The 25636-nt window shown below is 68.1% G+C and carries 21 protein-coding genes and 2 pseudogenes; 10 read left to right on the forward strand and 13 right to left on the reverse strand.

Annotated elements, in window-relative coordinates:
- Nucleotides 1-7: 7 nt before the first annotated feature.
- The 7 genes from ABGB17_RS30920 to ABGB17_RS30950 are packed head-to-tail and all read right to left on the reverse strand — an operon-like array spanning nucleotide 8 to nucleotide 8500.
- Nucleotides 8-1693 (reverse strand): prenyltransferase/squalene oxidase repeat-containing protein, encoded by a 1686-nt coding sequence (locus ABGB17_RS30920; protein WP_347636029.1) that lies wholly within the window; start codon nucleotides 1691-1693, stop codon nucleotides 8-10.
- Complete coding sequence (locus ABGB17_RS30925) at nucleotides 1690-2286, reverse strand: hypothetical protein (protein WP_347636030.1); 597 nt, start codon at nucleotides 2284-2286, stop codon at nucleotides 1690-1692. The genes ABGB17_RS30920 and ABGB17_RS30925 overlap by 4 nt, the downstream gene beginning before the upstream one ends.
- Nucleotides 2287-2288: 2 nt before the next feature.
- Nucleotides 2289-3473 carry a radical SAM protein gene (locus tag ABGB17_RS30930; RefSeq protein WP_347636032.1) on the reverse strand — a complete coding sequence of 395 codons (1185 nt, stop codon included), beginning with the start codon at nucleotides 3471-3473 and terminating at the stop codon, nucleotides 2289-2291.
- A gap of 37 nt (nucleotides 3474-3510) precedes the next feature.
- Nucleotides 3511-4332: a hypothetical protein gene (locus ABGB17_RS30935; protein ID WP_347636035.1), complete on the reverse strand. Its 822-nt coding sequence runs from the start codon at nucleotides 4330-4332 to the stop codon at nucleotides 3511-3513.
- A 12-nt stretch (nucleotides 4333-4344) separates the two neighbouring features.
- Nucleotides 4345-4974 carry an ABC transporter ATP-binding protein gene (locus tag ABGB17_RS30940; RefSeq protein WP_347636038.1) on the reverse strand — a complete coding sequence of 210 codons (630 nt, stop codon included), beginning with the start codon at nucleotides 4972-4974 and terminating at the stop codon, nucleotides 4345-4347.
- A complete protein-coding gene (locus tag ABGB17_RS30945; RefSeq protein WP_347636042.1) occupies nucleotides 4971-7526 on the reverse strand; it encodes a UbiA family prenyltransferase in 2556 nt (851 codons plus the stop codon). Before ABGB17_RS30945 ends, ABGB17_RS30940 begins: the two co-directional genes overlap by 4 nt.
- A complete protein-coding gene (locus ABGB17_RS30950; RefSeq protein WP_347636045.1) occupies nucleotides 7526-8500 on the reverse strand; it encodes a polyprenyl synthetase family protein in 975 nt (324 codons plus the stop codon). The genes ABGB17_RS30945 and ABGB17_RS30950 overlap by 1 nt, the downstream gene beginning before the upstream one ends.
- 230 nt (nucleotides 8501-8730) lie before the next feature.
- On the opposite strand from ABGB17_RS30950, the gene ABGB17_RS30955 reads away from it, so the two are divergent.
- The 4 genes from ABGB17_RS30955 to ispG are packed head-to-tail and all read left to right on the forward strand — an operon-like array spanning nucleotide 8731 to nucleotide 14005.
- Nucleotides 8731-9957 (forward strand): cytochrome P450, encoded by a 1227-nt coding sequence (locus tag ABGB17_RS30955; protein WP_347636047.1) that lies wholly within the window; start codon nucleotides 8731-8733, stop codon nucleotides 9955-9957.
- A 51-nt stretch (nucleotides 9958-10008) separates the two neighbouring features.
- Nucleotides 10009-11019 carry a 4-hydroxy-3-methylbut-2-enyl diphosphate reductase gene (ispH, locus tag ABGB17_RS30960; RefSeq protein ID WP_347636051.1) on the forward strand — a complete coding sequence of 337 codons (1011 nt, stop codon included), beginning with the start codon at nucleotides 10009-10011 and terminating at the stop codon, nucleotides 11017-11019.
- Nucleotides 11019-12839 carry a 1-deoxy-D-xylulose-5-phosphate synthase gene (locus ABGB17_RS30965; RefSeq protein WP_347636111.1) on the forward strand — a complete coding sequence of 607 codons (1821 nt, stop codon included), beginning with the start codon at nucleotides 11019-11021 and terminating at the stop codon, nucleotides 12837-12839. Before ispH ends, ABGB17_RS30965 begins: the two co-directional genes overlap by 1 nt.
- 8 nt (nucleotides 12840-12847) lie before the next feature.
- Nucleotides 12848-14005 (forward strand): flavodoxin-dependent (E)-4-hydroxy-3-methylbut-2-enyl-diphosphate synthase, encoded by a 1158-nt coding sequence (gene ispG, locus ABGB17_RS30970; protein ID WP_347636115.1) that lies wholly within the window; start codon nucleotides 12848-12850, stop codon nucleotides 14003-14005.
- Nucleotides 14006-14065: 60 nt separating this feature from the next.
- Here the strand turns inward: ispG and ABGB17_RS30975 are convergent, their stop codons facing one another.
- Both ABGB17_RS30975 and ABGB17_RS30980 read right to left on the reverse strand, forming a co-directional pair.
- Nucleotides 14066-15433: a LuxR C-terminal-related transcriptional regulator gene (locus ABGB17_RS30975; RefSeq protein WP_347636055.1), complete on the reverse strand. Its 1368-nt coding sequence runs from the start codon at nucleotides 15431-15433 to the stop codon at nucleotides 14066-14068.
- Nucleotides 15434-15805: 372 nt separating this feature from the next.
- The gene (locus ABGB17_RS30980) at nucleotides 15806-15949 is read right to left on the reverse strand and encodes a hypothetical protein (protein ID WP_347636059.1); all 144 of its coding nucleotides are present in this window, start codon (nucleotides 15947-15949) and stop codon (nucleotides 15806-15808) included.
- Nucleotides 15950-16188: 239 nt separating this feature from the next.
- Between ABGB17_RS30980 and ABGB17_RS30985 the strand changes: the two genes are divergently transcribed.
- Nucleotides 16189-17166 (forward strand): LuxR C-terminal-related transcriptional regulator, encoded by a 978-nt coding sequence (locus ABGB17_RS30985; RefSeq protein WP_347636063.1) that lies wholly within the window; start codon nucleotides 16189-16191, stop codon nucleotides 17164-17166.
- A 141-nt stretch (nucleotides 17167-17307) separates the two neighbouring features.
- Here the strand turns inward: ABGB17_RS30985 and ABGB17_RS30990 are convergent, their stop codons facing one another.
- From ABGB17_RS30990 to ABGB17_RS31000, 3 genes are all read right to left on the reverse strand, one after another.
- Nucleotides 17308-17952, reverse strand: a complete 645-nt coding sequence (locus tag ABGB17_RS30990; RefSeq protein WP_347636067.1) for a helix-turn-helix domain-containing protein — start codon at nucleotides 17950-17952, stop codon at nucleotides 17308-17310.
- A gap of 75 nt (nucleotides 17953-18027) precedes the next feature.
- The gene (locus ABGB17_RS30995; protein ID WP_347636071.1) at nucleotides 18028-18369 is read right to left on the reverse strand and encodes a transposase; all 342 of its coding nucleotides are present in this window, start codon (nucleotides 18367-18369) and stop codon (nucleotides 18028-18030) included.
- A gap of 90 nt (nucleotides 18370-18459) precedes the next feature.
- Complete coding sequence (locus ABGB17_RS31000) at nucleotides 18460-18798, reverse strand: transposase family protein (RefSeq protein ID WP_347636075.1); 339 nt, start codon at nucleotides 18796-18798, stop codon at nucleotides 18460-18462.
- 246 nt (nucleotides 18799-19044) lie between these two features.
- On the opposite strand from ABGB17_RS31000, the gene ABGB17_RS31005 reads away from it, so the two are divergent.
- Nucleotides 19045-19344, forward strand: coding sequence for a hypothetical protein (locus tag ABGB17_RS31005; RefSeq protein ID WP_347636079.1), 300 nt, complete (start codon nucleotides 19045-19047; stop codon nucleotides 19342-19344).
- A 331-nt stretch (nucleotides 19345-19675) separates the two neighbouring features.
- The gene (locus tag ABGB17_RS31010) at nucleotides 19676-22543 is read left to right on the forward strand and encodes an NACHT domain-containing protein (RefSeq protein WP_347636082.1); all 2868 of its coding nucleotides are present in this window, start codon (nucleotides 19676-19678) and stop codon (nucleotides 22541-22543) included.
- Nucleotides 22544-22606: 63 nt separating this feature from the next.
- On the opposite strand, the pseudogene ABGB17_RS31015 reads toward ABGB17_RS31010, so the two are convergent.
- Nucleotides 22607-23333 (reverse strand): annotated as a pseudogene (locus ABGB17_RS31015) (transposase family protein); the annotation flags it as partial.
- A 181-nt stretch (nucleotides 23334-23514) separates the two neighbouring features.
- On the opposite strand from ABGB17_RS31015, the pseudogene ABGB17_RS31020 reads away from it, so the two are divergent.
- The 3 genes and pseudogenes from ABGB17_RS31020 to ABGB17_RS31030 form a co-directional block, all read left to right on the forward strand.
- Nucleotides 23515-24449, forward strand: a pseudogene (locus ABGB17_RS31020) (replication initiator).
- Nucleotides 24446-24637, forward strand: coding sequence for a helix-turn-helix domain-containing protein (locus tag ABGB17_RS31025; protein WP_184986501.1), 192 nt, complete (start codon nucleotides 24446-24448; stop codon nucleotides 24635-24637). The pseudogene ABGB17_RS31020 and the gene ABGB17_RS31025 overlap by 4 nt, the downstream one beginning before the upstream one ends.
- The coding region (locus ABGB17_RS31030; RefSeq protein WP_347636089.1) for a site-specific integrase at nucleotides 24634-25636 on the forward strand (1003 nt) is incomplete at its 3' end. The genes ABGB17_RS31025 and ABGB17_RS31030, both read left to right, overlap by 4 nt.

Raw genomic sequence — 25636 nt, forward strand, 5'->3', positions numbered from 1 at the left:
CGGTCGCTCACTCCTTCGTGGCCGCCCGGTAGCGGCCCAGTGCCTGCAGCGCGTAGCCGTCGGCGATGTGGTCGCACCAGTAGGTGAGCCCGAGGAAGTACACCCCGAGGCGGGTGGCGTCCCACAGGCCGTCGGCTCGCTGGTGGTCGAGGAGCCACCCCACGCCCGCGCCGGTGGCGGGGTGGTCGGCGTGCCCGGCGCTGACCAGGCCGAGGACGGCCCACGCGGTCTCCTCGGCCGAGGACGGCTGCGATCCGCCGTCGCCCCAGCCGCCGTCGCTCCGCTGGTGGCCGAGCAGCCAGGTCAGGGCGCGGGTGGCGGTGGGCGTGCCGCCGAGGCCCAGCCGGCCGAGCGCGTCCAGGACGCGGGCGGTGCCGGCGGTGCTGTCGCGGAACCAGATGCAGGGGTACGACCCGTCGGCCCGCTGCGCCTTGTCGAACCAGCGAACGGCGCGCGCCAGCGGCGCCGCGAAGTCGTCACCGAGGCCGTGGGCCGGCGGTGGGCTTGCGGCGGCGTGCAGCGCGAGGACGGCGTGGGAGGTCATGACCGAGCACGGCGCGTCCATGCTGACCTTGGCGTTCCTGGCGAAGCACCCCCAGGAGCCGTCGCTGTTCTGCATGGTGAGCAGCCAGGCCGTACCGCGCCGCAGGCTGGAGTCGTCCACACCCGCGCCCAGCGCGGCCAGCGACGCCACCGCGCAGGAGGTGTCGTCGGTGTCCGGCCAGCCCGAGGGCAGGGACCAGCCCCAGCCGCCCGCCGGGCAACCGGTGGGTGCGAACGGGCGGCTGCGCTGGCTCGCCCTGATCCACTCGCCGGTGCGCCGAAGCCGTGGGTCGTCGCCGAAGCCGGCGTCGACCAGTCCGTGGGTGAGGTACATGCTGACCGAGAACTCGATGTCGCGGTCGACGGGCCAGGCTCCGTCGGGCCGGACGGTGCGGCGCAGGTAGCGCAGGTAGTCGGCGACGATGCCGGGGGCGGCGCCCGCCCGGGCGAGGCCCAGGCAGACGACCGACGCCATCAGCGCGGACTCCTCGACGGCGCCGTCCGGGCCCTCTTGGTCGTGCAGGTCCTCCAGGTAGTCCAGCGCGCGAGGCTCGGCGAGCCGGTTGACGGCACGGCGCAGCGGCCCGAAGCGCTGGGTGCGCGACTGCATGACGCCCCAGGACATCAGGCCGGGCACGGTGAAGGACAGTTTCTTCCGCAGCCAGGACGAGGCCAGGGCCAGCTCGAACGGCATGCGGCCCACCCGCTCGGCCGGGTACAAGCCGGCCAGTGCCAGGTACTGCTCGCAGACGGCCTTGAGCGTGCACCGACGCCGGTCGGCGACCGCGTCCCACCCGCCGAACCCTTCGATCCGGGCCAGCCCGGCGGCCACCGCCTCCTCGCTCGCCGCCGCGTCGGTGAGGCGGAGGGCGGCGACGGCGATGGCGGTGGCGTTGAGGCTCGCGGGCGCCTCGGGGGTGTCGCCCCAGCCGCCGTCGTCGAGCTGATGCCGGCGCAGCCAGGAAGCGCCGGCCGCCACGAGTTCGCGGGAGGTGTCCGGGTCGGCCACTCGCAGGGCGATGATCACCGACCCGGTGGAGACGGCCGAGGAGGAGAGGAACCCCTCCCACGACCCGTCCGGACGCTGCCGCGCGAACAGGCCCTCGGCGGCCTTGGCGATGCCCGCGTCGACCGACAGGGTCGTCGTCACGGCGCGGGCTCCGCGACACGCGCCTGGCTCGTCTCCACCGCGCGGGAGGACTCCGGCGCCGCACCGCCGAGGGCTGGGGACGATGCCGCCGCGCCGTTCTCCATGACCGGCTCCACCGCGCACGTCGAGCCGGACGTCCCCTGCTGGGTGGCCTGCGCGGCCTCGGTGCTCGCCTCGACCGCGCACTCCGTCGGCGGGCCGGCGCGCAGGCGGGTCTTCTTGTAGCTGTTGAACAGCGAGCGCATGAACAGCAGCTTCGGCATGGAGGGCGCCTTGCGGATGTCCAGGCGGCCGCTGACGATGGCCTCGCGCCCGCCCAGCTCGCCGCTGGTGAGGCGGTGCAGGGTGAGCGGCTCGGTCCTGATCACGATGTCCGCCTGGTCGTACGGGACCGCGCCGGCCGCGACCTCGCGCAGGTCGCGCCGCACCCGCATGACGTACGGCTCGACCGCGCCGTCCGGGCCCAGGAACTCGTACAGCACGCTGAGCGACCCGCGGGCCAGCCGGTCGGCGATCGTGGTGTTGCTGCCGCTCGCAGCGAGCATCTCGCGCAGCTCGGCCACGGCCTCTTGCACGGTCATGGTGTCTCGCATCGTCAGCTCCTCGCCGGTGTCGTGGTGACCGCGCGGGCCTTGTAGGACGCCAGGGAGAGCCCGTCCACGGGGAAGAAGGGCTGGTCGGCGGCGGGTAGGGGTTGGGCCGCCGCCGCGGCCGGGAGGTCGGGCAGCTCGGCGAGCATCTCGGCGGCGGGCCGCACATAGGTGGGGTCGGTCACGTCGGCCTGGCCGGTGTGGATGATCGAGCGTGCCAGGCAGCCCATGTCCTCGCCGCGCGCCTTGCGCAGGAGCGGGGCCTGCCAGATGTCGGTGATGCTCTGCTCGCGCAGGCTGCCGATCTTCGCGTGGACGAAGGGGCAGGAGAACACGTCGCCGTTGGGCTGCACGCTGACCATGAACCGGCCGACCTTGCAGCCGGCGCTCTGCTCGAAGCCCACCGCGTGCCCGGCGTGGTGCAGGTCGTCGTCGGGTGCGCGCAGTTCGATGCCCTGGGGGCAGGCGAGCCGGGTCTGGGTGGGGACGCTGATGCCGAGCGGCGCGCCGATGTCGCGCAGGCGCTCCAGTGTGCTCATGAAGAGCTGTTTGCCGATGAGGTCGGCCCGCCGGTCCTCGGCGCCGCCCGCGGCGCGGCCGACCATGAAGATCGGCAGCAGGATCAGTTCCTCGACGCCCTCGTCGATGGCCCAGCGGAACAGGTCGGGGATCGCGGGGTAGCTGTCCTCGCTGACGACGATGCGGATGCTGGTGCGCAGGCCGCGCTTGATGGCGTGCCTGATCGTGCCCCGGGCGCCGGCCAGCGAGCCCTTGACGCCGCGGACGGCGTCGTGGACGGCCTCGTCCTTGCTGTCGATGGAGACGCCGATCATCTCCAGGCCGCCGTCGACCAGCCGGTCGACCTTCTCAGGCCGGACGTTGAGCCCGTTGGTGAGCAGGGCGGTGTAGATGCCGAGGTCGGTGGAGTAGTCGACGAGCTGGTAGATGTCATTCCTGGTCAGCGGCTCTCCGCCGAGGAAGGTCACGAACATCACGCCGCTGTCGGCGAAGTCGTCGAGCACGGCCTTGGCCTGGTTGGTGTCCAGCTCGTCAGGGTCGCGCTTGCGGGCGTCCGCGAAGCAGTAGTAGCACTTCAGGTTGCAGGCCCGGGTCACGATCCACCAGGCGGAGGGCGGAGCGGCCAGCTCGCCCGACTTGGCGGTCTGCATATAGTCCTTGAGCCAGCTCATACCGGTTTGCGTGGTTTGCATGGCGCCTCTTCCCTTGCTACCGCCGCCACAGGCGCGTGCGGCGGTTCCAGACGATGTGGGACAGGCCGAACAGGACCAGGGCGTAGAGCGCGCCGAGGCCGAGGAACCGGGTGACGTCGGCGCCGGGGACGAACGCGGCCGACTTCAGCGCCTCGATGCCGGGCCAGTACGGCAGGAAGCGCTCGGCGTCGGCGCCGGCCCGGCCGAGGGCCATCTGCACCCCGGCCGCCGCGACGAGCAGCATGGACGCCTCGAACTCGCGCGGGACCAGCAGCCCGACGAGCGTGCCGAGCGCGACGCCGACCAGGCCGACGAGCAGCAGGGCGGCCCCGGCGAGCGCCACGGACCTGAGGGTGACGAGCGGCACGAAGATCACCATGAAGACGGCCGTCGACACGGCCGTGATGATGAGCAGGACGTACAGGCGGGCGCTGAGCAGGTGGTGCGCCCGGTAGCCGACCAGCCGGAGCCTGCGCAGCGCGGTCATGCCCGGCCGCACGACCGTCATGGCGGCGAACGAGGCGGTCACGCTGATGCCCAGCACCGCCAGGTAGAGCGCCTTGAAGTCCCGGTCCAGCACCTGGGCGACCGTCTGCGCGTCCCCGTCGTACACCTTGGCGGGCACGACGGTGACCGCGTCGCTGGTCAGGTAGCTGACCAGGAAGTAGGACGCGGGCATGAAGATCATGAACAGCATGGAGGGCCAGCGGCGGAGCAGTTCCAGCACCGACATGCGGGTGGCGGTCCTGGTGGCCCGGTACGGGCGCGTGTCGCGCACCGTGTCGCGCACCGTGTCGCGCACCGTGTCGGAAGCAGCGGGTTCGAACCGCACGGTCATCGTTCCTCCCGGTCAGATCAGGACGTCCCCGGCGCGGCGGCCACTGGCGGTGACCAGACCGGCGGCGAGGTCGAGCATGGCGTCGAAGCGGGCGAGCTCGGTGTGCATGTGGCTGACCACGATCACCGACCCGCCCTCGGTGCGGAACCGCTCGGTGTACGCCCAGAAGTGCTGGTAGGTCTCGTAGTCGAAGCCCTGGTAGGGCTCGTCCAGGACCAGCAGGTCGGGCTGGTGCAGGAGGGCCGCGATCAGGTTGACCTTCTGCCGGGTCCCGCCGGACAGCCGGTCCACCCGCGTCGTCTCGTACTTCGCGCACCCGAACTCGTTCATCAGCTCGCGGGACCGGTCGGCGACGCGGCCGGGCGTCAGCCCGTACCCCGCGCCGAACAGCTGGAACTGCTCCTTCAGCGTCAGGCTCTCGATAAGGGAGGGGTCCTGCGGGCAGTAGCCGACGCGGCCGTCCAGCGTGATCTGGCCGGCGTCCGGCTTGAGCAGCCCGACCAGGCACTTCAGCAGGGTGGACTTGCCCGCGCCGTTCTCTCCCTGGATGCCGACGAGCATGCCCCGGGGCACGGTGAAGCTGACGTCTTCCAGGACCCGGCGGCGCCGGTAGCGCTTCGCCAGTCCGCGGACGGTGATCATGATTGTCCCTCCGTCGTCAGGAGTGTCCTTGCCATCTCGATCACCGCGTGCTCGTCCAGCGGCGCGGCGGTACGCCTTTCCCGCCTTTCCTTGACGGTCGCGAGCAGGGCCGCCAGCTGCCCCTCCTCCAGCCCGACCGCGTGGGAGTCCAGCACCTGGCGCAGCGCGCTGCGCCCGGAGTGCTTGCCGAAGACGTAGCTGCGCTCGCGTCCCAGCAGCTCCGGCGGGTACGGCTCGTAGGTGCCGGGGTCGCGCACGATCCCGTCCACGTGCAGGCCGCTCTCGTGGACGAACGCGTGCCCGCCCACCACCGGCTTGCCGGCCGGCACGAGGTGTCCGGTGAGCGTCGCCACGTGGTGGGCGAGCGGGGTGAGCGCGGTGAGGTCCAGGCCGGTCCGGTGCCCGAACGCGACCTCCAGGGTCATCACCACCTCCTCCAGCGGGGCGTTGCCTGCCCGCTCCCCGACGCCGAGCACCGAGCACTGCACCCCCGAGGCGCCGGCGAGCAGCCCGGCGACGGAGTTGGCGGTGGCCAGGCCGAGGTCGTTGTGGCAGTGGACGGCGATCGGCAGCGGGCAGGCCGCGGCGACGTGCCGTACCAGGGCGGCCATCCGCCAGGGTGTGGCCACGCCGGCCGTGTCGGCCAGGCCGATCGCGTCCGCCCCGGCCTCGGCCGCCGCGAGGTAGACCTGCACGAGGAAGGCCGGGTCGGTGCGGGTGGCGTCCTCGGCGGCGAAGACCACGTTGCGGCCGGACTGCTTGGCCAGGGTCACCGCGTCCCGGATCCCGGCCACGAGCCGCTCGGGGGTGGTGCGGAGCTTGGCCCGTACGTGCGCCTCGGAGGTGCCGGTGAACAGCGCGATGCTGTGCGCGCCGGACTCGACCGCCGCCTCGATGTCGGCCGGGAGCGGCCGGGCGATCACCTGGACGGCCGCGTCGAGCCCGGCGTCCACGATCGCCCGGACGGCGTGCGCCTCCTCGGCCGAGACGGCCGGGTATCCGGCCTCGATGAGCGGCACGCCCAGGGCGGCCAGCCGACGGGCCAGCTCGACCTTCTCCTCCGGCGCGAACGCCACACCCGGCATCTGCTCGCCGTCTCGCAGCGTGGTGTCGCTGATGACCACCGTGGGCGGCAGTGCGTCAGGGCCCGGCTCGGAGAACGGCTCGGGCTCGCGCACCTCCACCGGCGTGACGGCGCCGGCGTCCGTCCGCCGGAACTCGTTGAACAGCTGGTTGATGTGGAGCATGTCGCGGGCGGAGGCGTTCATCTTGATCGCCCCGGTGAGGTAGGCCCGGCGCGGGTTCGTCCGGCCGAGGAGGAAAATGTCGCGGAACGTCCCCGCCGTCGTGGAGATGGTGACCGTGGGCATGGAGCCGGTGACCACGGGTGCGGGCATGGCGCCCGCGCCGTCCCCGTCGCATGGGACGCGGCGGATGGCGCCGTGCTCGGCGAGCAGGGTCATCCGCAGGCCGAGGTCGGTGACCTCGACGTCGATCCGCCGCTCCCAGCCGTCCAGCGCGGTGAGCCGCCGCCCCTCCAGCGCGACCAGCCGCGCGTCCACGTAGCTCAGCACGTCGTGACGGGAACCCGGCGAAGGCGAGTGGTCACCGCGGGGGTCGCCGGAACCGAATTCGTACCGCTCGCGCATGGCGTGCTGGGCGGCCCAGGTGACCGCGAGGGACACGAAGGTGACCGGCAGCGCGAGTGCCGGGCCGGTGCCCAGTGCGACGAACGCCCCGGCCAGGATCGTGCGCTCCAGCACCAGCACGCCGTGCGCGCGCAGCGCACGCCCCGGGTCGATGCCCCGGTACAGCAGGGTGATCGCGCCCGCCGCCAGCGCACAGGCCACGGCGAGCAGCGGCCAGAACGCCGCCGTGCCGGGAGTCCGGGGCAGGACGGCGGGCGCCGCCACGGCCAGGAGCGCCCAGGACCCGGCGAGGACGGTCACGACGGCGAGGGCAACCCGCGGCCCGCGCCGTACCGGGAGGGTGTGGTAGCCGCCCTCACGGTCCCCGTCGATGTCGCGCAGCGTGCCGACGAGGTTGGAGGCCGCGTCCTGCAGGCAGAACACGACCGCCGCCGCCAGCAGCGCCGGATGCGGCAGGGGCGCGGCGAACATGGCGCCGACCAGGAAGGCCAGCGGTGTGATCGCCCCGCGCACCAGGTTCCCCGACAGTCCGCGCGCCTTGAAGACCTTGCTGTAGGCGATGCCCATGGCCAGGGCGGCCGCGGCCAGCAGGGAGGTCCGCCAGTTGAGCACCAGCGCCAGGACCGCGCCGAGCACCACGCAGACGATCATGCAGGTCAGCGCGGTGCCGGCGCGCATGCGGCCGGACGGAATGGGCCGGTGCGGCTTGGCGGCCGCGTCGAGCTTCCGGTCGAAGTAGTCGCCGCCGTAGAGCCCGGCCAGCCAGCCCAGCGTGGGCACCGCCCAGGCGGCGGCCAGCCGTGCCGGGCCGGGGTCGCCCGCCAGCACGGCTCCCGCGAGACCGACCAGCCCTGGGTAGCAGAGCGTGTACGGCCGCCAGGTCTCCAGGTGCGCCCTCAGCATTACCGGTCCCGGTCGACGGCGAGGGTGGCGAGGCGGGCCAGCCGGGTGCGGCTCGGGCTCGGCGGCAGCACGGCGAGGTCGTCGAGGGCCGCCTCGGCGTTCCGCCAGGCCATCGCCCGGGATGCGGGAACCGCCTGAGTACGCTCGATGATCTCGCCCATCGTCGTGTAGGCGTCCTCGACGGCGACCGCGCCGGCCATGATGTCCTCGATGCGGACGCGGTCGGCGGCGTCCGCGCTCTGGTAGGCGAGGATGACCGGAAGGGTCAGGCGGCGGTTGCGCACGTCGCTGGCCGCGGCCTTGCCGGTGGTCTCGGCGTCGCTGGTGTAGGCCAGCAGGTCGTCGTGGATCTGGAAGGCCGTGCCCAGGTGGTCGCCGTACCGGGCGAGCGCGCCGATCCACTCCATCGGGCCCTGCCCGAGGATCGCCCCGCTCTCGCAGGAGGCCCGGAACAGGGCGGCGGTCTTGAGCCGGATCATCGTCAGGTAGGTGTCCACGCTGCAGGAGACGTCGCCCCGCAGCTCCGACTCCAGGCTCTGCCCCCGGCACAGGTCGTACCCGGCCCGCGCGACCACGTCCAGCGCGGTGACGATGGCGTCCTCGGGGACTCCGGTGTGCCGGCAGTCGGCCAGGCACTGGAAGAGGAAGAAGATGAGCGCGTCGCCGGCCACGATCGCCTGGTCCATGCCGTAGGCGCTGTGGACGGCGGGGCGGCCGCGGCGGGTCTCGTCCCCGTCGATGATGTCGTCGTGGACGAGGCTGGCCACGTGGCCGCACTCGGTGCCGACCGCGGCGGGCAGCACGCTGGCGACCCGTCCTCCGACGGCGACGGCGGAGTCCAGCAGCAGGACCGGGCGCATCAGCTTGCCGCCGGGCGCGAGCGCGTGGCGGCACACGGCGTCCAGGATCCGATCCCCGCTCAGCCAGCGCCGCTCGAACTCCTCGTTGAGGAGGGCGGCGTAGTCATCTGGCAAGGAACTGTCATTGACATCCCCGGTGGGATGGAGAACCGCTATTCCGGATGGCTGATCACTGTCATATGAGAAATGCGATTCAGCTGCTATTTCCGCGCCATGTAAGGCGTCCATGACAGGCCTCCCTTCGTGTGGATTCCGGGTCAAAATACCCTGCTTTTCATGAGCGCTGTCAAGCGCTAAATTCCCGGAGCACGGGGATATGCGAGGCAAAAACGAAGGAGGAGCCCATGGCCGGTGAGACCTGCCCGTATCCTTTTTTGAAGGCCGACCCCATGGCGATGCCCGAGGAGTTCGCCTGGCTGCGCGACCACGACCCGGTGTGCCCGGTGACGCTGCCCAGCGGCGACCGGGCCTGGCTGGTCACGCGCTACAGGGACGTCAAGGCCGTCCTGTCCGACACCCGGTTCAGCCGTGACCTCAACCGGCCGGACGCGGCCCGGATGAACACCGCGATCGGCTTCGGCAACTACGGCAACCCGTTCGCCGACCCGCCCGTCCACACCCGCTGGCGGGGTCTGGTGGCCAAGGCGTTCACCCCGCGCCAGGTGGAGCGGCTGCGTCCCCGCGTCCGGCAGATCGTGGAGGAACTGGTGGACCGGCTCATCGCGACCGGCCCGCCCGCGGACATCATGGAGGGCCTGGCCTTCCCGCTGCCGATCACGGTGCTCTGCGAGATGATCGGGGTGCCGGTGGAGGACCAGGTGCGCTTCCGCGGCTGGGTGCACGACATGCTGTCCAGCGAGCTCACCTCGGACGAACGCGCCCAGGCCGCGGTGACGCTGATCGAGTACTCCAAGGCGCTCACCGACACCAGGCGCCGCGAGCCGGCCGACGACCTGCTGAGCCGGCTCATCCAGGTGCGGGACGAGGACGACGGCAGGCTCGACGACGACGAGCTGTTCATCACGATGATGACGCTGCTGGTCGCGGGCTACAAGACGACCGCCGCGCAGCTCGGCAAGGGCCTGCTCACGCTGTTCCGGTACCCCGACCAGCTCGCCGCGCTGGCCGAGGACCCCTCGCTGATGGACTCGGCCGTCGAGGAGCTGCTGCGGTACTCCCCGCCCGGCGCCGGCGTCGGCATCACCCGCTACGCCACCGAGGACCTCGAGGTGGGCGGTGTGGTGATCCCCAAGGGGTCGACCGTGATCGTGGCCCGGCACTCCGGCAACCGGGACGAGGAGCACTTCCCCGACGGGGAGACCTTCGACGTGCGGCGGCCCACGTCCAACCAGCACCTGACCTTCGGCGCCGGCCCGGCCTTCTGCTTCGGCGCCCCCCTGGCCCGGATGGAGATGGCGATCGCCCTGGAGGTCCTGCTGCGCAGGGCGCCGCAGCTGCGCCTGGCCGTGCCCGAGGACGAGGTGCCGTGGACGAGCGACACCGCCGCGCAGGCCCCCGAGGCCGTCGTGGTCGCCTGGGAGCCGGAAATGGCAATCATCGGTCACGCCTGATCCGCCCGGCCTGCCGATAGAAAAGAACGACCACCGAGTGGCTGGAGAGCCATGGCCGAAAAGAAGGTGATCCTCGCCGAGCCGCGCGGTTTCTGCGCCGGAGTGCGGCGGGCGATCTCGATGGTTGAACAGGCACTGGACCATTACGGGCCGCCTGTCTACGTGCGCAAGGAAATTGTCCACAACCATCACGTCATCCGCGCGCTGGAAAAGCGGGGCGCGGTGTTCACCTCAACGGAGGAGGAGGTTCCCGAGGGGGCTGTGTGCGTTTTCTCCGCGCACGGCGTCTCGCCCGCCGTGCGCGGCAACGCGGCCGCGCGGGAACTGCACGTGCTGGACGCCACCTGCCCGCTGGTGTCCAAGGTCCACCAGGAGGCCCGGCGCTACGCCCGGGACGGCCGGACGATCCTGCTGATCGGGCACTCCGACCACGAGGAGGTGGAAGGCACCTACGGCGAGGCGCCGGCCAGCACGATCGTCGTCGAGTCGGTCCAGGACGCCGAGGAACTGGAACTTCCGCCGGACGCCTCCCCCGTCTACCTCACGCAGACCACGCTGTCGCTGGACGAGACCGCCGACATCGTCGGCACGCTCCGCGACCGCTTCCCCGCGCTGGCCGGGCCGGCGAGCGAGGACATCTGCTACGCCAGTCAGAACAGGCAGAACGCGATCAAGAAGATCGCGGCCCACGCCGAGCTGGTGCTGGTCCTCGGCTCGGCCAACTCCAGCAACTCCGTCCGCATGGTCGAGGTCGCGCGCGGCGCGGGGGCCGACGCGCACCTCCTTCCGAACGTCGAGGACCTCGACCCGGCGTGGCTCACCGGCGTCACCTCGGTCGGCGTCAGCGCCGGCGCGAGCACCCCCGAGTTCCTCGTCGACCGTCTGGTCGACCGGCTCGTCGAGCACGGCTACGACGGGCTGGAGATCGAACACGCCGCCACGGAGAACATCACCTTCACGTTCCGTCCCGCCTGGCACACCGAGGAAGCGAATACCGAGGAAGCCAACCCCGGGCAAGCGAACACCGAGGAAGCGAACATCGAGGAAGGCGCACACGCATGATGATCGAACGCATCCGCAGCCCGCTGGACGTGCGGGCCATGCCGCCCGAGGACCTGCCCACCCTCGCCGGCGAGATCCGCGACTTCCTGGTGGACCGGGTGTGCCGCAGTGGCGGCCACCTGGGGCCGAACCTGGGCGCGGTCGAGCTGTCGATCGCGCTCCACCGGGTGTTCGACTCGCCCGCGGAGCCGATCATGTGGGACACCGGCCACCAGGCGTACGTGCACAAGCTGCTCACCGGCCGTGCCGCGGGCTTCGACCGGCTGCGCCGGCGCGGCGGCCTGTCCGGGTACCCGTCCCGGGCGGAGTCCGAGCACGACGTGATCGAGAACTCGCACGCCTCGACCGCGCTCTCCTACGCCGACGGGATCGCCAAGGCCGCCCGCGTGTCCGGCAGGCAGCCGCGGCCGGTGGTGGCCGTGGTCGGCGACGGGGCGCTGACCGGCGGCATGGCCTGGGAGGCGCTGAACAACATCGCCGCGTCCCGGCTGCCGGTGGTCATCGTGCTCAACGACAACGGGCGGTCGTACGCGCCCACGATCGGCGGGCTGGCCGACCACCTGTCCGCCCTGCGCGGCGCGCGGGCTCGTTGCAGCCTCTTCGAGGAGCTCGGCATCCGCTACCTCGGCCCCGTCGACGGGCACGACATCGCAGCGGTGGAGTCGGCGCTGCGCACGGCCCGGGAGAACGGCGGGCCGGTGGTGGTGCACTGCCTCACCACCAAGGGCCGCGGCTACGACCACGCCGAACGCCACGAGCTGGACCGGCACCACGCGGTCCCGGTCACCGATCCCGCCACCGGCCGGCAGGCCGCACAGCGCCGCAGGTCGTGGACGGACGTGTTCGCCGACGAGATCGTGCGCATCGGGGCCGAGCGGCCGGACGTGGTGGCCGTCTCCGCCGCGATGGTGGAGCCCGCCGGGCTCCACCCGTTCCAGCGACGCTTCCCCGAGCGGCTGTTCGACGTCGGGATCGCCGAGCAGCACGCGGTGACCTCGGCCGCCGGTCTGGCCCTCGGCGGTCTGCACCCGGTGGTCTGCGTCTACTCCACCTTCCTCACCCGGGCCCTGGACCAGGTGCTCATGGACGTCGCGCTGCACCGCTGCCCGGTCACGTTCGTCCTCGACCGGGCCGGGGTCACCGGCGACGACGGGCCCTCGCACAACGGCATGTGGGACCTGTCGATCCTGAACGTCGTGCCGGGCCTGGCGATGGCCGCGCCGCGCGACGGCCGGACGCTGCGGGCGGCGCTCCGTGAGGCGGTCGCGATCGACGACGGCCCGACCGCGATCCGCTACCCCAAGGGCGCGGTGGGACCCGACCTGCCGGCCGTCGACACGGTCAACGGCGTGGACATCCTGCACCGCGACGCCGACCCGGACGTGCTGTTCGTCTCGGTCGGCGCGATGGCGGACACCTGCGTACGCGCGGCCCGGCTGCTCTCCGAGCACGGGATCGCGACGACGGTGGCCGACCCCCGCTGGATCAAGCCGGTCAACCCCGCGCTCACCGGGCTCGCCGCCCGCCACACCCTCGTGGTCACGGTCGAGGACTGCGGCCGGTCCGGCGGCTTCGGCAGCGCGCTCACACTGGCCCTGCGCGACGCCGGCGTCACCGTCCCGATCCACTGCATCGGCCTGCCGCAGCGCTTCCTCGACCAGGGCCTGCGGGCGGAGGTCCTGGAGGAGTGCGGCCTGACCCCGCAGCAAATCGTACGGAACGTGGCCGGGACCATGACCCGTCCCGGCACCCGGAACCATCCCGAGCTGGAGCCGATAGGGGTCCTGGCGGCCGCGACGATGAGGGAGGGACTTTCGTGAGTGCGACGATGCTGGGCATGCCGGCCGTCCGGACGACTCCCATCGCGCCGCGGCGAGGCTCGCGTCAGATCATGGTGGGGACGGTGCCGGTGGGCGGCGAGGCCCCGGTCTCGGTGCAGTCGATGACCACGACGCTCACCGCCGACGTCAACGCCACGTTGCAGCAGATCGCGCAGCTCACCGCGTCCGGGTGCCAGATCGTGCGGGTGGCGGTACCCTCGCAGGACGACGCGGACGCGCTGCCGGTCATCGCCCGCAAGTCCCGCATCCCGGTGATCGCCGACATCCACTTCCAGCCGAAGTACGTGTTCGCGGCGATCGAGGCGGGGTGCGCGGCCGTCCGGGTGAACCCCGGAAACATCAAGAAGTTCGACGACAAGGTGGGCGAGATCGCGCGTGCGGCCTCCGACCACGGGGTGCCCATCCGCATCGGCGTCAACGCCGGCTCGCTGGACCCGCGGCTGCTCGCCAAGTACGGCAAGGCGACCCCCGAGGCGCTGGTGGAGTCGGCGCTGTGGGAGTGCTCGCTGTTCGAGGAGCACGGGTTCCGCGATATCAAGATCTCGGTCAAGCACCACGACCCCGTGGTCATGGTGCAGGCCTACCGGTTGCTGGCGGGGCGGTGCGACTATCCGCTGCACCTGGGCGTCACCGAGGCCGGCCCGGCGTTCCAGGGCACGGTCAAGTCGGCGGTGGCCTTCGGCGCGCTGCTGGCCGAGGGCATCGGGGACACCATCCGGGTGTCGCTGTCGGCGCCGCCCGTGGAGGAGGTCAAGGTCGGCGTCGCCATCTTGGAGTCGCTCGGCCTGCGGGAGCGCGGCTTGGAGATCGTGTCCTGCCCGTCCTGCGGGCGGGCCCAGGTGGACGTGTACACGCTCGCCGAGCAGGTGCAGGCCGGGCTGGACGGGCTGAAGGTGCCGCTCCGGGTCGCGGTGATGGGGTGCGTGGTCAACGGCCCCGGCGAGGCGCGCGAGGCCGACCTGGGCGTCGCGTCCGGCAACGGCAAGGGGCAGATCTTCGTCAGGGGCGAGGTCGTCAAGACCGTCCCCGAATCGCAGATCGTCGAGACGCTGATCGAGGAGGCCCTGCGCCTGGCCGAGGAGATGGGCGTCGAGGTGGACCTCGACGACGACGATGCTCCGCGGCCGGCGGTCACCGTCCACTGAACCTTTTCAACCGGTCCTCGTGGGCTCCGGCGCACACAGGACGAAGATCACTGCTCGGTGTCACCCTCCACTGACCTCCCGCATCTCCCGTACGCTGCCCTGGGTGATCATGTTCGCCACGTGGACGCGGGACGAGCACCGCATCTTGCGCATCACGTTGCGGACATGGTTCACGGCGGTCCACTCGGCGATCCCCAGCCGCCGGGCGATCTGACGGTTGGTGAGCCCCTGGGCGACCAGCACGGCCACCTGGTGTTCCCGGCGGGTCAGCCCCGCCTCCGGCTCGCCGGGACTTCCGGCGACCGGGACCGGGACGGGTACGGGGCCGGGCGGGGCGGGCGCCTCCGGCTCGCCCGTCCCGGCCGGTTCCTGAAGGACGTACAGCCTGATGGTGTTGAGCAGCGAGAAGCAGGGCTCGCCGTCCGGCCCGCCGGCCACGGTGATCAGGTTCCGCTCGGCGAGCCTCTGCAACGCGTCGTGCAGGGCGCCGCCGCCGAGGCCGCTCACGGCCTCGGCGGCGGCCATGTCGAATCCGGCGGTCAAGACCGCCAGGCGGCGCAGGAGGTCGCGCTCGTGCTCGGTGAGACGTCCATGGCTCCACGCGATGGCCGCCTTCATGCTGCGGTGGTACGACAGCGTGTGCGGCGCGCCGCCGTACAGGATGTCCAGGCCGGTTCGCAGCCGGTTCAGCAGCGCCCGCAGCTGGAAGAGCCGCAGGCGCGCGGCGGCGAACTCTATGGCGAGGGGCAGCCCGTCGAGGCCGTTGGAAAGCTCGGTGATGACCTCGCGGTTGTCGCCGGTGAGCACGACGTCCGGCCTGGTGGCCGTAACGCGATCCAGGAGCAGCCGCACCGAGGCGATCCGCCCGAGCTCCGCCAGTTCGGCCGGGGGCCGCGAACCGGGCACCGCAAGTGGCTGCACGGGGAACAGGCGCTCCCCGTACACCCGCAACGGCTCACGACAGGCGAGCACCACCCGTAGGCCCGGACGCGCGGCCAGCGACTTCGTGACCACCCGCGCGATCTCCTCCAGCACGGGCTCGGCGTGGTCGATGAGAACCAGTGCACCTTTTCCAACCGGTTGCTCCCGCTCCTGGCCGCACATCGGCTCGCCGCCAGATTGAAACAGGTTCAGTGTCGCGGGGTCGCGCTCCGCCGGCCGTAGTTCGGTCAGCCGGCCCACGCACAAGCAGGCGGAATCGGCGGTTGATTGGACGCCATGTCCAATGCGGGCGGCGAAATCGAGGAACCGTACGCCTTCCCCGAACTCGGCGACCAGTTCGGGGTAGAGGGCGGTCAGCAGGCGGCTCTTACCGACTCCGGGCGGTCCGGTTATCGTCAGCAGCCGTAGGGCGGGGTTTCGCAAGGCCCTGCGGAGCGCGTCGAGCTCGGTGTCACGGCCGATGACGGTCCCCAGAGCGGGATTCACTACAGAGTCTTCGTCGGGTTTTACGGCTTCGGGACTACGCATGGCATCCCCTGCGGTCAATCATGAGCCTTACTCATATCTACTGCACCCCCTGGTAAGGTGCCCCGGCGAGCCAGCCCCGAAGCGCGGGAACGAGCCGGACGACCCGCCCGCAAATATGCCAGGCTATTTCTTCGGCGGACTCGTCCTGTGGGGAGCAGATGAAAAGCACGATGTCGATCCGGTCGGGGGCCGTTCGCACCCTGATGTGCTCCAGCCCCTGGTCCTGCCTGGTGTGGGCCCAGACGAGATCGGTGAACGCGGCGGACGACAGGGACCAGCGTTCACTGACCTCGCCTCTACACAGGTCCACTCTTATGACCTGCACGAACGTCAGCCCCAGGAGAATCCCTGATTGACGTTGGCGCTGTCGGCGGAGGGCGCGGCGGCCGAGGCGCCGGCGGCGCCGGCGACGAGTCCGTGGGCGGCGAACAGAACGACGAGGATCGAAGCGGACGCGGCGAGTTTCGCGAGCATTCAGACGCCCCTTTTATTTTCCCGTAACACCGATTTAACCGCGCGGAATGAGTTCCTCTTTCTGATTCGCAGCCTCGCCCACCGAGTCGGCCGTGTCACTACGGGCTGGGCGGCCACCTCTGCACGTGGCATGAAGGTGCCAAGGTGGCCGACATTTCCGGTTATGTCTTGAAGTGTTCCTGACCGCCACCCGTAAAATCGGTGGCAACAGGTGAAGCCCGGGGCGTGGGGGACAAGGGATGCTCGATCCACTTGCGCTGGATCCCTCTACCGCAGATGTCTACCGGGCGCTGCTCCAGCATCCCGAATGGGGCATAGGGGACATCGCCCGGCATCTCTCAGTGCCGGCGGAGCGAGTACGGGAAGCATGCGACCTGCTGGCCGACATGGCCCTGCTCCGCCCCTCCCGAAATCACCCGACGTTGTTCCGGCCGGTGAGGCCGGAGGTCGGCCTGGCGTCCCTACTGGCGCAGACCGAGGCGGAACTGCAGCGCAGGCAGCAGCAGATCGCCGACACCCGGGCGGCCATCGCGGCCATCGCCATGGAGTACGACGCGATCCACGACCGCGAGCGTGGGTCGTTCGAGCGCCTGGAAGGGCTGGAGCAGGTCCGCTCCCGGCTGGAGGAACTCGCCTACGCGGCCCAGGTCGAGTGCATGTCCTTCATGCCCGGCGGGGCTCAGACGCAGGAGGCGATGGAGGCCAGCGAGCCGCTCGACCGGCAGGCGCTCGAACGCGGGGTGCACATCCGCACCATCTACCAGGACAGCTTCCGCAACGACGCCGACACCCTCCGGTACGCCCAGTGGCTGGCCGGACTCGGCGGCCAGACCCGCTCCAGCCCGACGTTGCCGATGTCGCTGCTCATTGTCGACCGCTCCGTGGCCATGGTCCCGCTGGACCCGGGCGATCCCCGTCTTGGCGCGATGGAAGTCAGCGCCGGCGGGATCGTCACGGCGCTGTGCGCGCTGTTCGAGCAGGTCTGGGCGGTCGCCGTGCCTTTCGGGGAGGCTCGGGTCGACGAGCACGGCCTGTCGCCCTTCGAGCACGAGCTGCTGCTCATGCTCCTGGACGGGCAGACCGACGAGGGCGCGGCGCGCCGGCTCGGGGTGTCGCTGCGTACGGTGCGGCGCACGATGTCCACGCTCATGGCCCGCCTCGACGCGCGCAGCCGCTTCCAGGCCGGCGCCCGCGCCGTCCAACGCGACTGGATCTGAGCGGAGCTGAGTCAACTGTGGGTCCGGATTTGCCGTAACCGGCGAGCAACCGCGCCGCGCTCGACGCCGCCTGCGCGGTGGCGCCGACCGTGGGATCCTGCACGTGCCTGCGGCGTACCCGGAGTGCGGGTTGGCTGAGCTCTACGCGAAGACCGCCGTCGTGGCCGTCTCCAGCGAGATCACCGTCCTGCTGCGCGACGGGTGGGGGTACCCGAGGAGCGGGTGATCCGCGTACGCAACGGCGTGGACCTCCCGGCCCGGGTGAACGGCCGGTACACGGTGAACGGCGGGCCGCTCCGGGTCGGCGCGGTGGGCAGGCTGACCGGTCAGAAGGGGTTCGACCTCCTGACCGCCGCCGTGGCCGAACTGGTCCGCCGCGGGCACCGGCTGGAGGCGCAGGAAGCCGGCGAAAGCCGCGACCGCGCCCCGGCTGGAGAGCGCCGCAGAGGCGCTGCCGATCCGTTTCCTGGGATTCGTCCGGGACGCCAGGTAGAGCTGTTCGGCGTTGGTGCAGCACTGCTCCCAGCAGCGGCGCAGGTGGACGGCGAACTCCTCCACCGCCCGGGGACGTTTGCCGGTGCCGTTGTTCACCAGTAGTTCGTCGGGATTGCTCGTGCGGGCGAACCGGCGGACGGTGTTGCGCGCCAGGCCGAGCTCGCGGGCGATGGCTCGCAGGTCGTGGCCTTGGGCGATCAGCTGGTGGACCTGGGGATGCCGGTGGCGGGTTCGATCGGCCAGGCGGCCGGCTCGCCGTTCGGTGTCTTCGGCTGGAGCCGTCGAGTGCACGGCAGCCGAAATCGGCGGCAGGTGAGTGTCGGATGATGAGGTGACGGGGGCGAGGTCGCGTAGATGGGAGCGGTGCTAGGTGATGGTGCGCTCGACGGCGTCGCCGAGGTTGCGCCACATGTGCCACCGGTCGGCGACCTGGATCCCCTGCGGTGCACCGCGGGTGGCGCCGTCGGCGTAGCAGCCGGCCCGGTCCCGGCGGACGACCTGCACACCGGGCCGCCCGCTGAGCCAGGCGGCCAGCGCATCCGATGATCGCTCCGGCAGCATGTCGATCGGCCGGCTGGTGGTGATGTCGATCAGGATCGTGCCGTAGCTGTGGCCGCGGCGCAGGGCGAAGTCATCAACTCCGAGCACCTCGGGACCATGTCCTGGTGGAGGGTCGGGCAGGAACCGGATCAGCCTGATCAGCGTCATGCGGTTCACTGCTGCGGCCAGGTGGCGGGTGAGGCGGGCACCGGCCCGGCCGCCCAGCGCCAGGCCGATCGTCTGCAGCAGCCGCCGTAGTTACACACTGTGGCGGCCGTAGCGCACGGTCAGTCCGGGTACCTGCTCGACGAAGGTCCGCTTGCCGCAGTGGTGGTTGCCGCAGGGGTGGTTGCCGCACCGAAACCGCTGCACCCGCAGGTGAAGTACCGTGTCCTGGCCGCTGACCGCGGTGTCGCACACTCGCCGCTCATAACTGCTGTGCACCCGCTGGGAGATCACCCCGCAGTACGGGCAAGCGGCTTGTGACGTCTTGGTCCTTGCCCGGATCCGTACCGATCTCCCCGACCGGGCCACCTGGTCGATCTGCAGGCAGACCAGATGAGGGAACAGGACCGTCAGCAACCCCAAGATCGTCACACAGCATGATCGGCAACACAGGCAGTCAGCCGCCGGGAGATCACGAAATTAGTGCCAGAGCCAGAAACAAGACCGGCTGATCGCGCAGATCGAGGAGTTCGACCCGGACTCAGAGCCTGATGCAGCTTTCTCCCAGAGGCTGCGGTCCCGCTTCGCCGAACTGGAGACAAGGTCCTGGAACTCGCCGAGGTCGAGGCCGAGCCGCCATGGCGTGATCACCAATCAGACCTGTTGGACAAGATCCCCATGTCGCAGACGCACCTCGCCCAGCTCCCAGAAGATCTTCAACGCGAGCTGTTCACGATCTTCCGGCTGGAGATCCGATATGACCACCGGACCAACACCGCGCTGATCAGGATCACCCTCACAGGCGACACCATAGAAGGGATCGCCACCATGACCGAGCTGCTGTCCACGCCAACTACCCAAGCAGGTGGGCGCAGCCTCGACCTCCGCGCCTGTGCCGCAGATTTGATGCGTGCCCCCGGCAGGATTCGAACCTGCGGCACCCGCTTTAGGAGAGCGGCGACGAGAAGGGCCCGCTAGCGATGTTGATCTGCAACTACAGCAGACATAGCGGGTGCATTCATCATGATCATTTCGCGTATGTTTCGTATCCACGAACCTGTCCCGGCCTTCTCGTCTCGAACTACCGGAGGTATCGTGGCTCCGACCTCACCGCCCAGGTGAGCGGTACAATGCCAGTCGTTCGCCCCACAGCGAGAAATAACAGTGCTGCTGTTCTTCCGTGCTGAACGAGCAATGGCCGATGACGAGGTGCGGCCTCCGGCCGCCTGCTTTGGCAGTAAACGCGTAGTTTGCGGCGATGTCGACTCATCGCTGGCTAGCAGATAGTGTACATCAATGAGGTGGAAGCATGTCTGAAATATTGGATCAAGCTGTAGGCGGCGTAATAGCTGAAGTAGTCGCAGCGACAGGCGGCTGGATTTTCCGAGCTTTATCACAGAAGAAGTTAACCAGCAATACGGACATCTCGATCGCTACCTGGTTTGATACGCACCAGCTAACGTCAATCGCCCTGAGGAATTTTGATGCTCTCGGGCATGCCGAAACCGAGAGGTTGTCGGATGCTATCCGCAGCGATAGCTTTCAGGCGATCATTCATGAACTCCTCGCGCTTCGTATGTCAGACGGTACCGATTTAGACGTGGCGCGGCTAAGGCAAGCTATGCAGCAGGTCATACTTGTCGAGCATGCCGACAAGCTATTCGAGCAGATTGACGAGTATATATGCGGAATCGTCGTTCGTCTCGATACTCAGAGCCCACAAGTCCTTGAGGCAATCCGACGCGACGCTTTCTTAACTCGAATCGGCGCCGTTGTGAGTGCAATTGAACGGCACGTAAAGGTGCTTACTCAGGAATCGAACCCGCTCACTGATCAGGAATACATCTCTCGTTATCGGCGCTTGGCCGTGAAGCGATACGGCTTAATAGAGCCCCCCGACTTCCAGCGTCGTCGCCAAGTTTCGATCTCAAAGCTGTACGTACCGCCCGCTATTCAGGTGCTTCACGGTGAGGAAGGGCAGGAGCCTGAAGCCTTCGATACATGGAAGCTAGCGGAGAAAGTCGATCGTACAGTGCTTTTGGGCGATCCAGGAGGAGGGAAAACGACGGCTTGTCGTGTTCTAATGCACCATCATGCCTCTATCGCAAGTGGTCCGCTGCCTTTTCTTGTGACGGTCAGGATGTTCGCTGCGGAAGACCCACCCGCGCGATCAGTAGTGGACTACATAGAGAATCGGCTCAGGACCTACTATCAGTGCTCACCCCCTAAAGGGCTCCTCGATCGACTTCTTTTGTCTGGTTCCGCACTTATCATATTTGATGGGCTGGACGAATTACTCGACGCTAGACGCCGTGCCGAGATGACTGAAATCGTGGAAAATTTTGCGATGGAATATCCGTTAGCGCGAGTCTTGGTTACTTCAAGATCAGTGGGCTACAGTGAAGCACCTCTCGATTACCAACAATTTACTTCCTACAAAGTTAACGGGTTCGAATCCAGCCAGATCGAAGAGTATTCCCGGAAATGGTTCAACCAAGAAAATGATTTGACCAAGGAAGAGGCTCGACGCACTGCGGCAGCATTCGTTCAAGAAAGTGAGTGTGTTCAAGACTTACGATCAAATCCATTAATGCTAGCACTCATGTGCATACTGTACCGTGGGAGCGGGTCAATCCCTCGGAACAGGCCAGAGATATACGGCGAATGTGCAAATCTACTGTTCCGTAAATGGGATGCACGCCGGAAGATACATGTAGAAATCAAGGCAAGGCATCTCGTCGAACCGGCTCTACGATACATTGCCTTCTGGTTGTTTACTAGCGGCCAAGGTAGTCAAGGTGTCACTCAGCGGCAATTGATTGCACAGACTGCTGCCTACTTCAGCCAGCGTGGTAGTTACGAAAACTCATTTGAGGCAGAGGAAGCAGCTGCCCAGTTTGTCTCTTTCTGCAGGGGCAGAGGCTGGGTATTCAGCGATGTGGGGACGACTGAGCGCGGTGAAGATCTCTATACCTTCACCCACCGCACCTTCATGGAATACTTTGCCGCATATCACCTATCAAGTATCCACGAGGCCCCCGAAAAGCTAGCAAAGGTTCTTGCGCCTCACCTCGCTCGTAACGAGTGGGAAGTTGTAGCGCAGCTAGCAATTCAAATCAAGCACTACACCATAGATCGCGGGGGTGAGCGCGTATGTGTCTCACTACTGAATGAGAAGATACGTCGTAATTCTAAGTCCAGAGGCAATATCCTAGGTTTCGTAGCCAGATGTCTCTCGTTTATGGACCCACCCCCATTCCTCGTTCGTCAAACCGTAAACAAAATAGTGGGGCACGTACTTGAGCTGCCTAATGATGCAAATCAGTCCGCCCCCCTGGGGGATCTTCTGGCATACGAGGAAGGTGTGTTGCATGGACAGGTGCGAAATGCTATATACGACACATTCGATCGGATGGCGAATTCCTCGGATCCCGAGGAACAACTGCTAGGGCTACGTCTAGGCTTATATCTGATTTGGGCTGACCCTACAATCGGTGATTCATCGCATGAGTGGCGCAAGTATGCTGGCTCCTGGGCTGCAAATTATGCCGATACGGTGGCCAGTTTCTCGGCAGAACACTCCGATCTCGTCGCGATGATTCCTGCGTTAGGGATGGTACCCTCTACTGAAGATTTACTAATCGTGCATGAGAGGCAGTTTCTCCCGATGTTCGAAAGGGTAGACCTTAATGTTTTCGGGAGATCCTTCAATGCTCACGCGTGGGCTCTCTTGATGGCATTGTATTCGCCAAACCTGCATCCATACATACGGGATTTGGTCCATGCTGCTCTCGTAGGGATCGCGCGTTTTTCTTATCGGATGGGAGAGCCGCCATGGCTGGACCTATCCTCTTCCGTGCGTATAGAAATGAGCGGACCGCTCCTTAATAATGAGTCTGTGCAAGTCCCCCTAGATAACAAAGCCCAAGAGGGGGCTGTAATTCTCCAAATAATCGCATATGAGTTGCGGCTGATAGAGGGTCAAAAAGTGGATCCAAGATGGCTGATTGCTGATCTGAAATTCTATCAGCAGAGGCGCGAAGCCATTGAGATTTCTCGGTTGTCAGATGAAAATATAGATCATCGAGAATCATTGCCGGATTTGGGCTTTTCTGTTTCGCTTCAGCGATATCTCTGGGAGTGGGCTGAGAATAAACTGAGCTTCGTGAGTCCGTAGAGGAGCTTGAGACAACAAGGAGTGTTTTTCATCCTGCTTCGCGTAGCTGAAGGGCGAGGATCGCTTTGACGATTGACCTGCGTGGAGAGGGCTGCAGCGCAGCTTCCGCAGGATCCGCCAGGTCTTCAGCTGCGCATCTGCCCGCTCGCCAGGTCCGCGGAGCTTGGCGTGAGCGGAGTTGGCGCTCTTCTGAGACTGCGGCTTGCCGCGGCCCTTGTACGGCACCAGGACGCTTTCACCTGCGCCGATGTAGCACTTGTCCGCCAGGGCCACCAGCCCGGCGGCCTGCAACCGGCGGATGATGCCCCAGATGTGGGCTGCCCTGAGGTCGTGGACCGAGCCGGGCAGCGAACCGGAACTCCACAGCGGCGTGCCGTCCGGGGAGGAGATGATCTGGATGTTCATCCCGTGCGTCTGGTTCTTGGCCGAGTAGTACGGCCGGTCGGCGGCCACCCGGTCGATCGGGATGAGCGTCCCGTCCAGCACGACGAAGGCGTGGCCAGCGCGCCTGGCGGCGCGTAACGTCTGATCGAGCGTGGGTGAACGGCGGGCGAGCAGTGCCACGGTCTCGCGGACGTAGCGCCAGGCGGTCGCCACACTCACGCCGAACCCTGCCGCGACCTCGGCGAATGTCTCGCCTTTCGCAGATGTACCAGCACGAGCAGTGCCTGACGGCCTGGGTTGAGCCTGCGCCAGGCCGAATGGATACCGATGCGGCGGCGCCGGATGAGCCTGCCACGAAGTTCAGCGTGTGGCGCGACAACGGCAGCGCGGCACGATAGAAAAGCATCGAAGTTCCTGGACATGCATGATCTTGGCAGACCTGCATCTACCAGGAGCTTCTTCTATGCGCGACCAAACTGCCCACTCGCAATGAGCCTGTGACCTGCCAGCTCAGGATGAAAAGGCTCAAGGGATGCGCCTATACGTAAGTTTCCTATTTAGAGCTTATCCAACAGCTTCCGTGCCCGATGCCCTGCCCGCATGGTCGCGTCCCGTCCTGCGCCGCTCGGCACGCCGTTGACGAACAGGTCCTCGGTGAACCGCTGTGCCCGGAGTGCTACGACTACTCCGGCGCGGTCCTGTTCAACGCTGCCGCGTCTCTGCTGTGGGCACGCTTCACCGATGCCTACGCCGCCGACTCGCCGCAGCAGGCGGCCTCGCGCTGCGTAACCTCCGCAACCACCTGATCCTGTCCTTCGCCAAAGTCGCCGAGTACCAACGCCGTGGCGTCGTCCACCTGCACGCCGTCATCCGCCTCGACGGGCCGGACGGCCCTTCCTCCCCGCCTCCGGCCTGGGCCACCACCGACACCCTCACAACGGCAGTACAGAGCGCGGCCCCGGCCGTCTCGGTACGCATCTCCACCACACCAGGCGAACCCGTGCGCATCCTACGCTGGGGCCGGCAACTCGACCTCCGGCCGATCCACACACACGGCGGCACCCACGAACACAACATCGCCGCCTACATCGCCAAGTACGCCACCAAAGCCGCCGAATGCGTCGGCACCCTCGATCGGCGCATCTACCCCCTCGAAGACCTCGACGCACTCGGCCTACGAGACCACCCCCGGCGCCTGATCGCCGAATGCTTCCGCCTCGGCACCCTGCCGCACCTGGCCGAACTACGCCTCACCCACTGGGCTCACATGCTCGGCTACCGCGGCCACTTCTCCACCAGAAGCCGCCGCTACTCCCTCACCATCGGCGGCCTTCGAGCACTACGAGTCCACCACGCACAACAGGAAGACATCACCACCGGCCGCCTGCCGATCCTCGACGAGGACAAGCCGGTCATCATCGCTCGTTGGACCTACGACGGCCGCGGCCTGCCGACCGGCGAACAGCTTCTCAACGTCGCACTCACCGGCGGATCCTCCGCTAGCGCGGACGGTGCGCGATGACGCGCCGAGACGAATTGCTGACGTTGCCTGAGGTGCTCGAAGAACTCGGCGGTGTCTCCCGGCGGACCTTCTACCGCTGGCGTGAGCTGGGCCGTGCGCCGGTGTGCCTCCAGCTCCCGAACGACGAACTTCGCGTGTGGCGCAGTGACCTTCTCGCCTGGCTCGACGCGCTTCGGGAGGCGGCGTGAACACCAGCTATGACGTGAAGCTCTGGGAGATCCAGCGCAGAACCGACCGCAAGAGGCTGTCCTTCCTCGTCCGCTGGACGGTGGCGCGCAAGACCAAGTCGAAGAGCTTCCGTACCAAGGGTCTGGCCGACAACTTCCTGTCGGACCTGCGGCAGGCGGCGAAGGTGGGGGAGGCATTCGACATCACCACCGGATTGCCGGTGTCGATGCTCGCACCTGAGCCGCCGGCCGGGCCGACGTTCCTTGAGTTCGCACAGTCCTATGTCGTCGGCCGGTGGCGGACCTCGGCGGCCCGGACCCGGGAGACCGATGTATACGCGTTGCTCTCGCTGGTCTCCGTGCTGGTCGCCGACGTTCCCGAGCGGCCGGTGGACAAGGACATGCGCGACGTACTGCGGACCCGTCTGCTGCTGCCGGAAGACAGGCGGGCCGAACTGCCCGCGCGTCTCCTACCGGTGCTTGCCTGGCTGGAACGGGCCTCGCTGCCGCTGGTGGATCTCCAGGAGCCCCGGGTGGCGCGGACCGCGCTGAATGCGATCACGGTGACCTTCGACGGCAACGAGGCCGCAGCCAACACGGTGCGCCGTAAGCGAGAAGTCCTGCATTCCCTGCTGGAACTCGCCGTGGAGCAGAAAGAACTGCCTGCCAACCCGCTGCACGCGATCAAGTGGACTCCGCCAAAGGTCGCCGCTGGCGTCGATCCTCGTACCGTCGTCAATCCGGAACAGGCTCGCGCGCTGCTCGCGGCCGTCCCAGCGATCGGCCGGACTCGGGGCCGGCGACTGCATGGCATGTTCGCCTGTATGTATTACGCGGCGCTTCGGCCTGAGGAAGCCGCGGGCCTGCGTCGGCAGAACTGCGACCTTCCTGAAGGTTGCGTCCACGGAGGTGGTGTACGAGTTTCGGCTGGTAGTCAGCGTGGCGTCGTGAAACGAGGACGGCCATCGCGTGATCCTTTTCGATGTTCCACGATCGAAGGAGAACCAAGGCGATGGCCGT

This window comes from Sphaerisporangium sp. B11E5 (genome assembly GCF_039871875.1).
Classification (GTDB): domain Bacteria; phylum Actinomycetota; class Actinomycetes; order Streptosporangiales; family Streptosporangiaceae; genus Sphaerisporangium.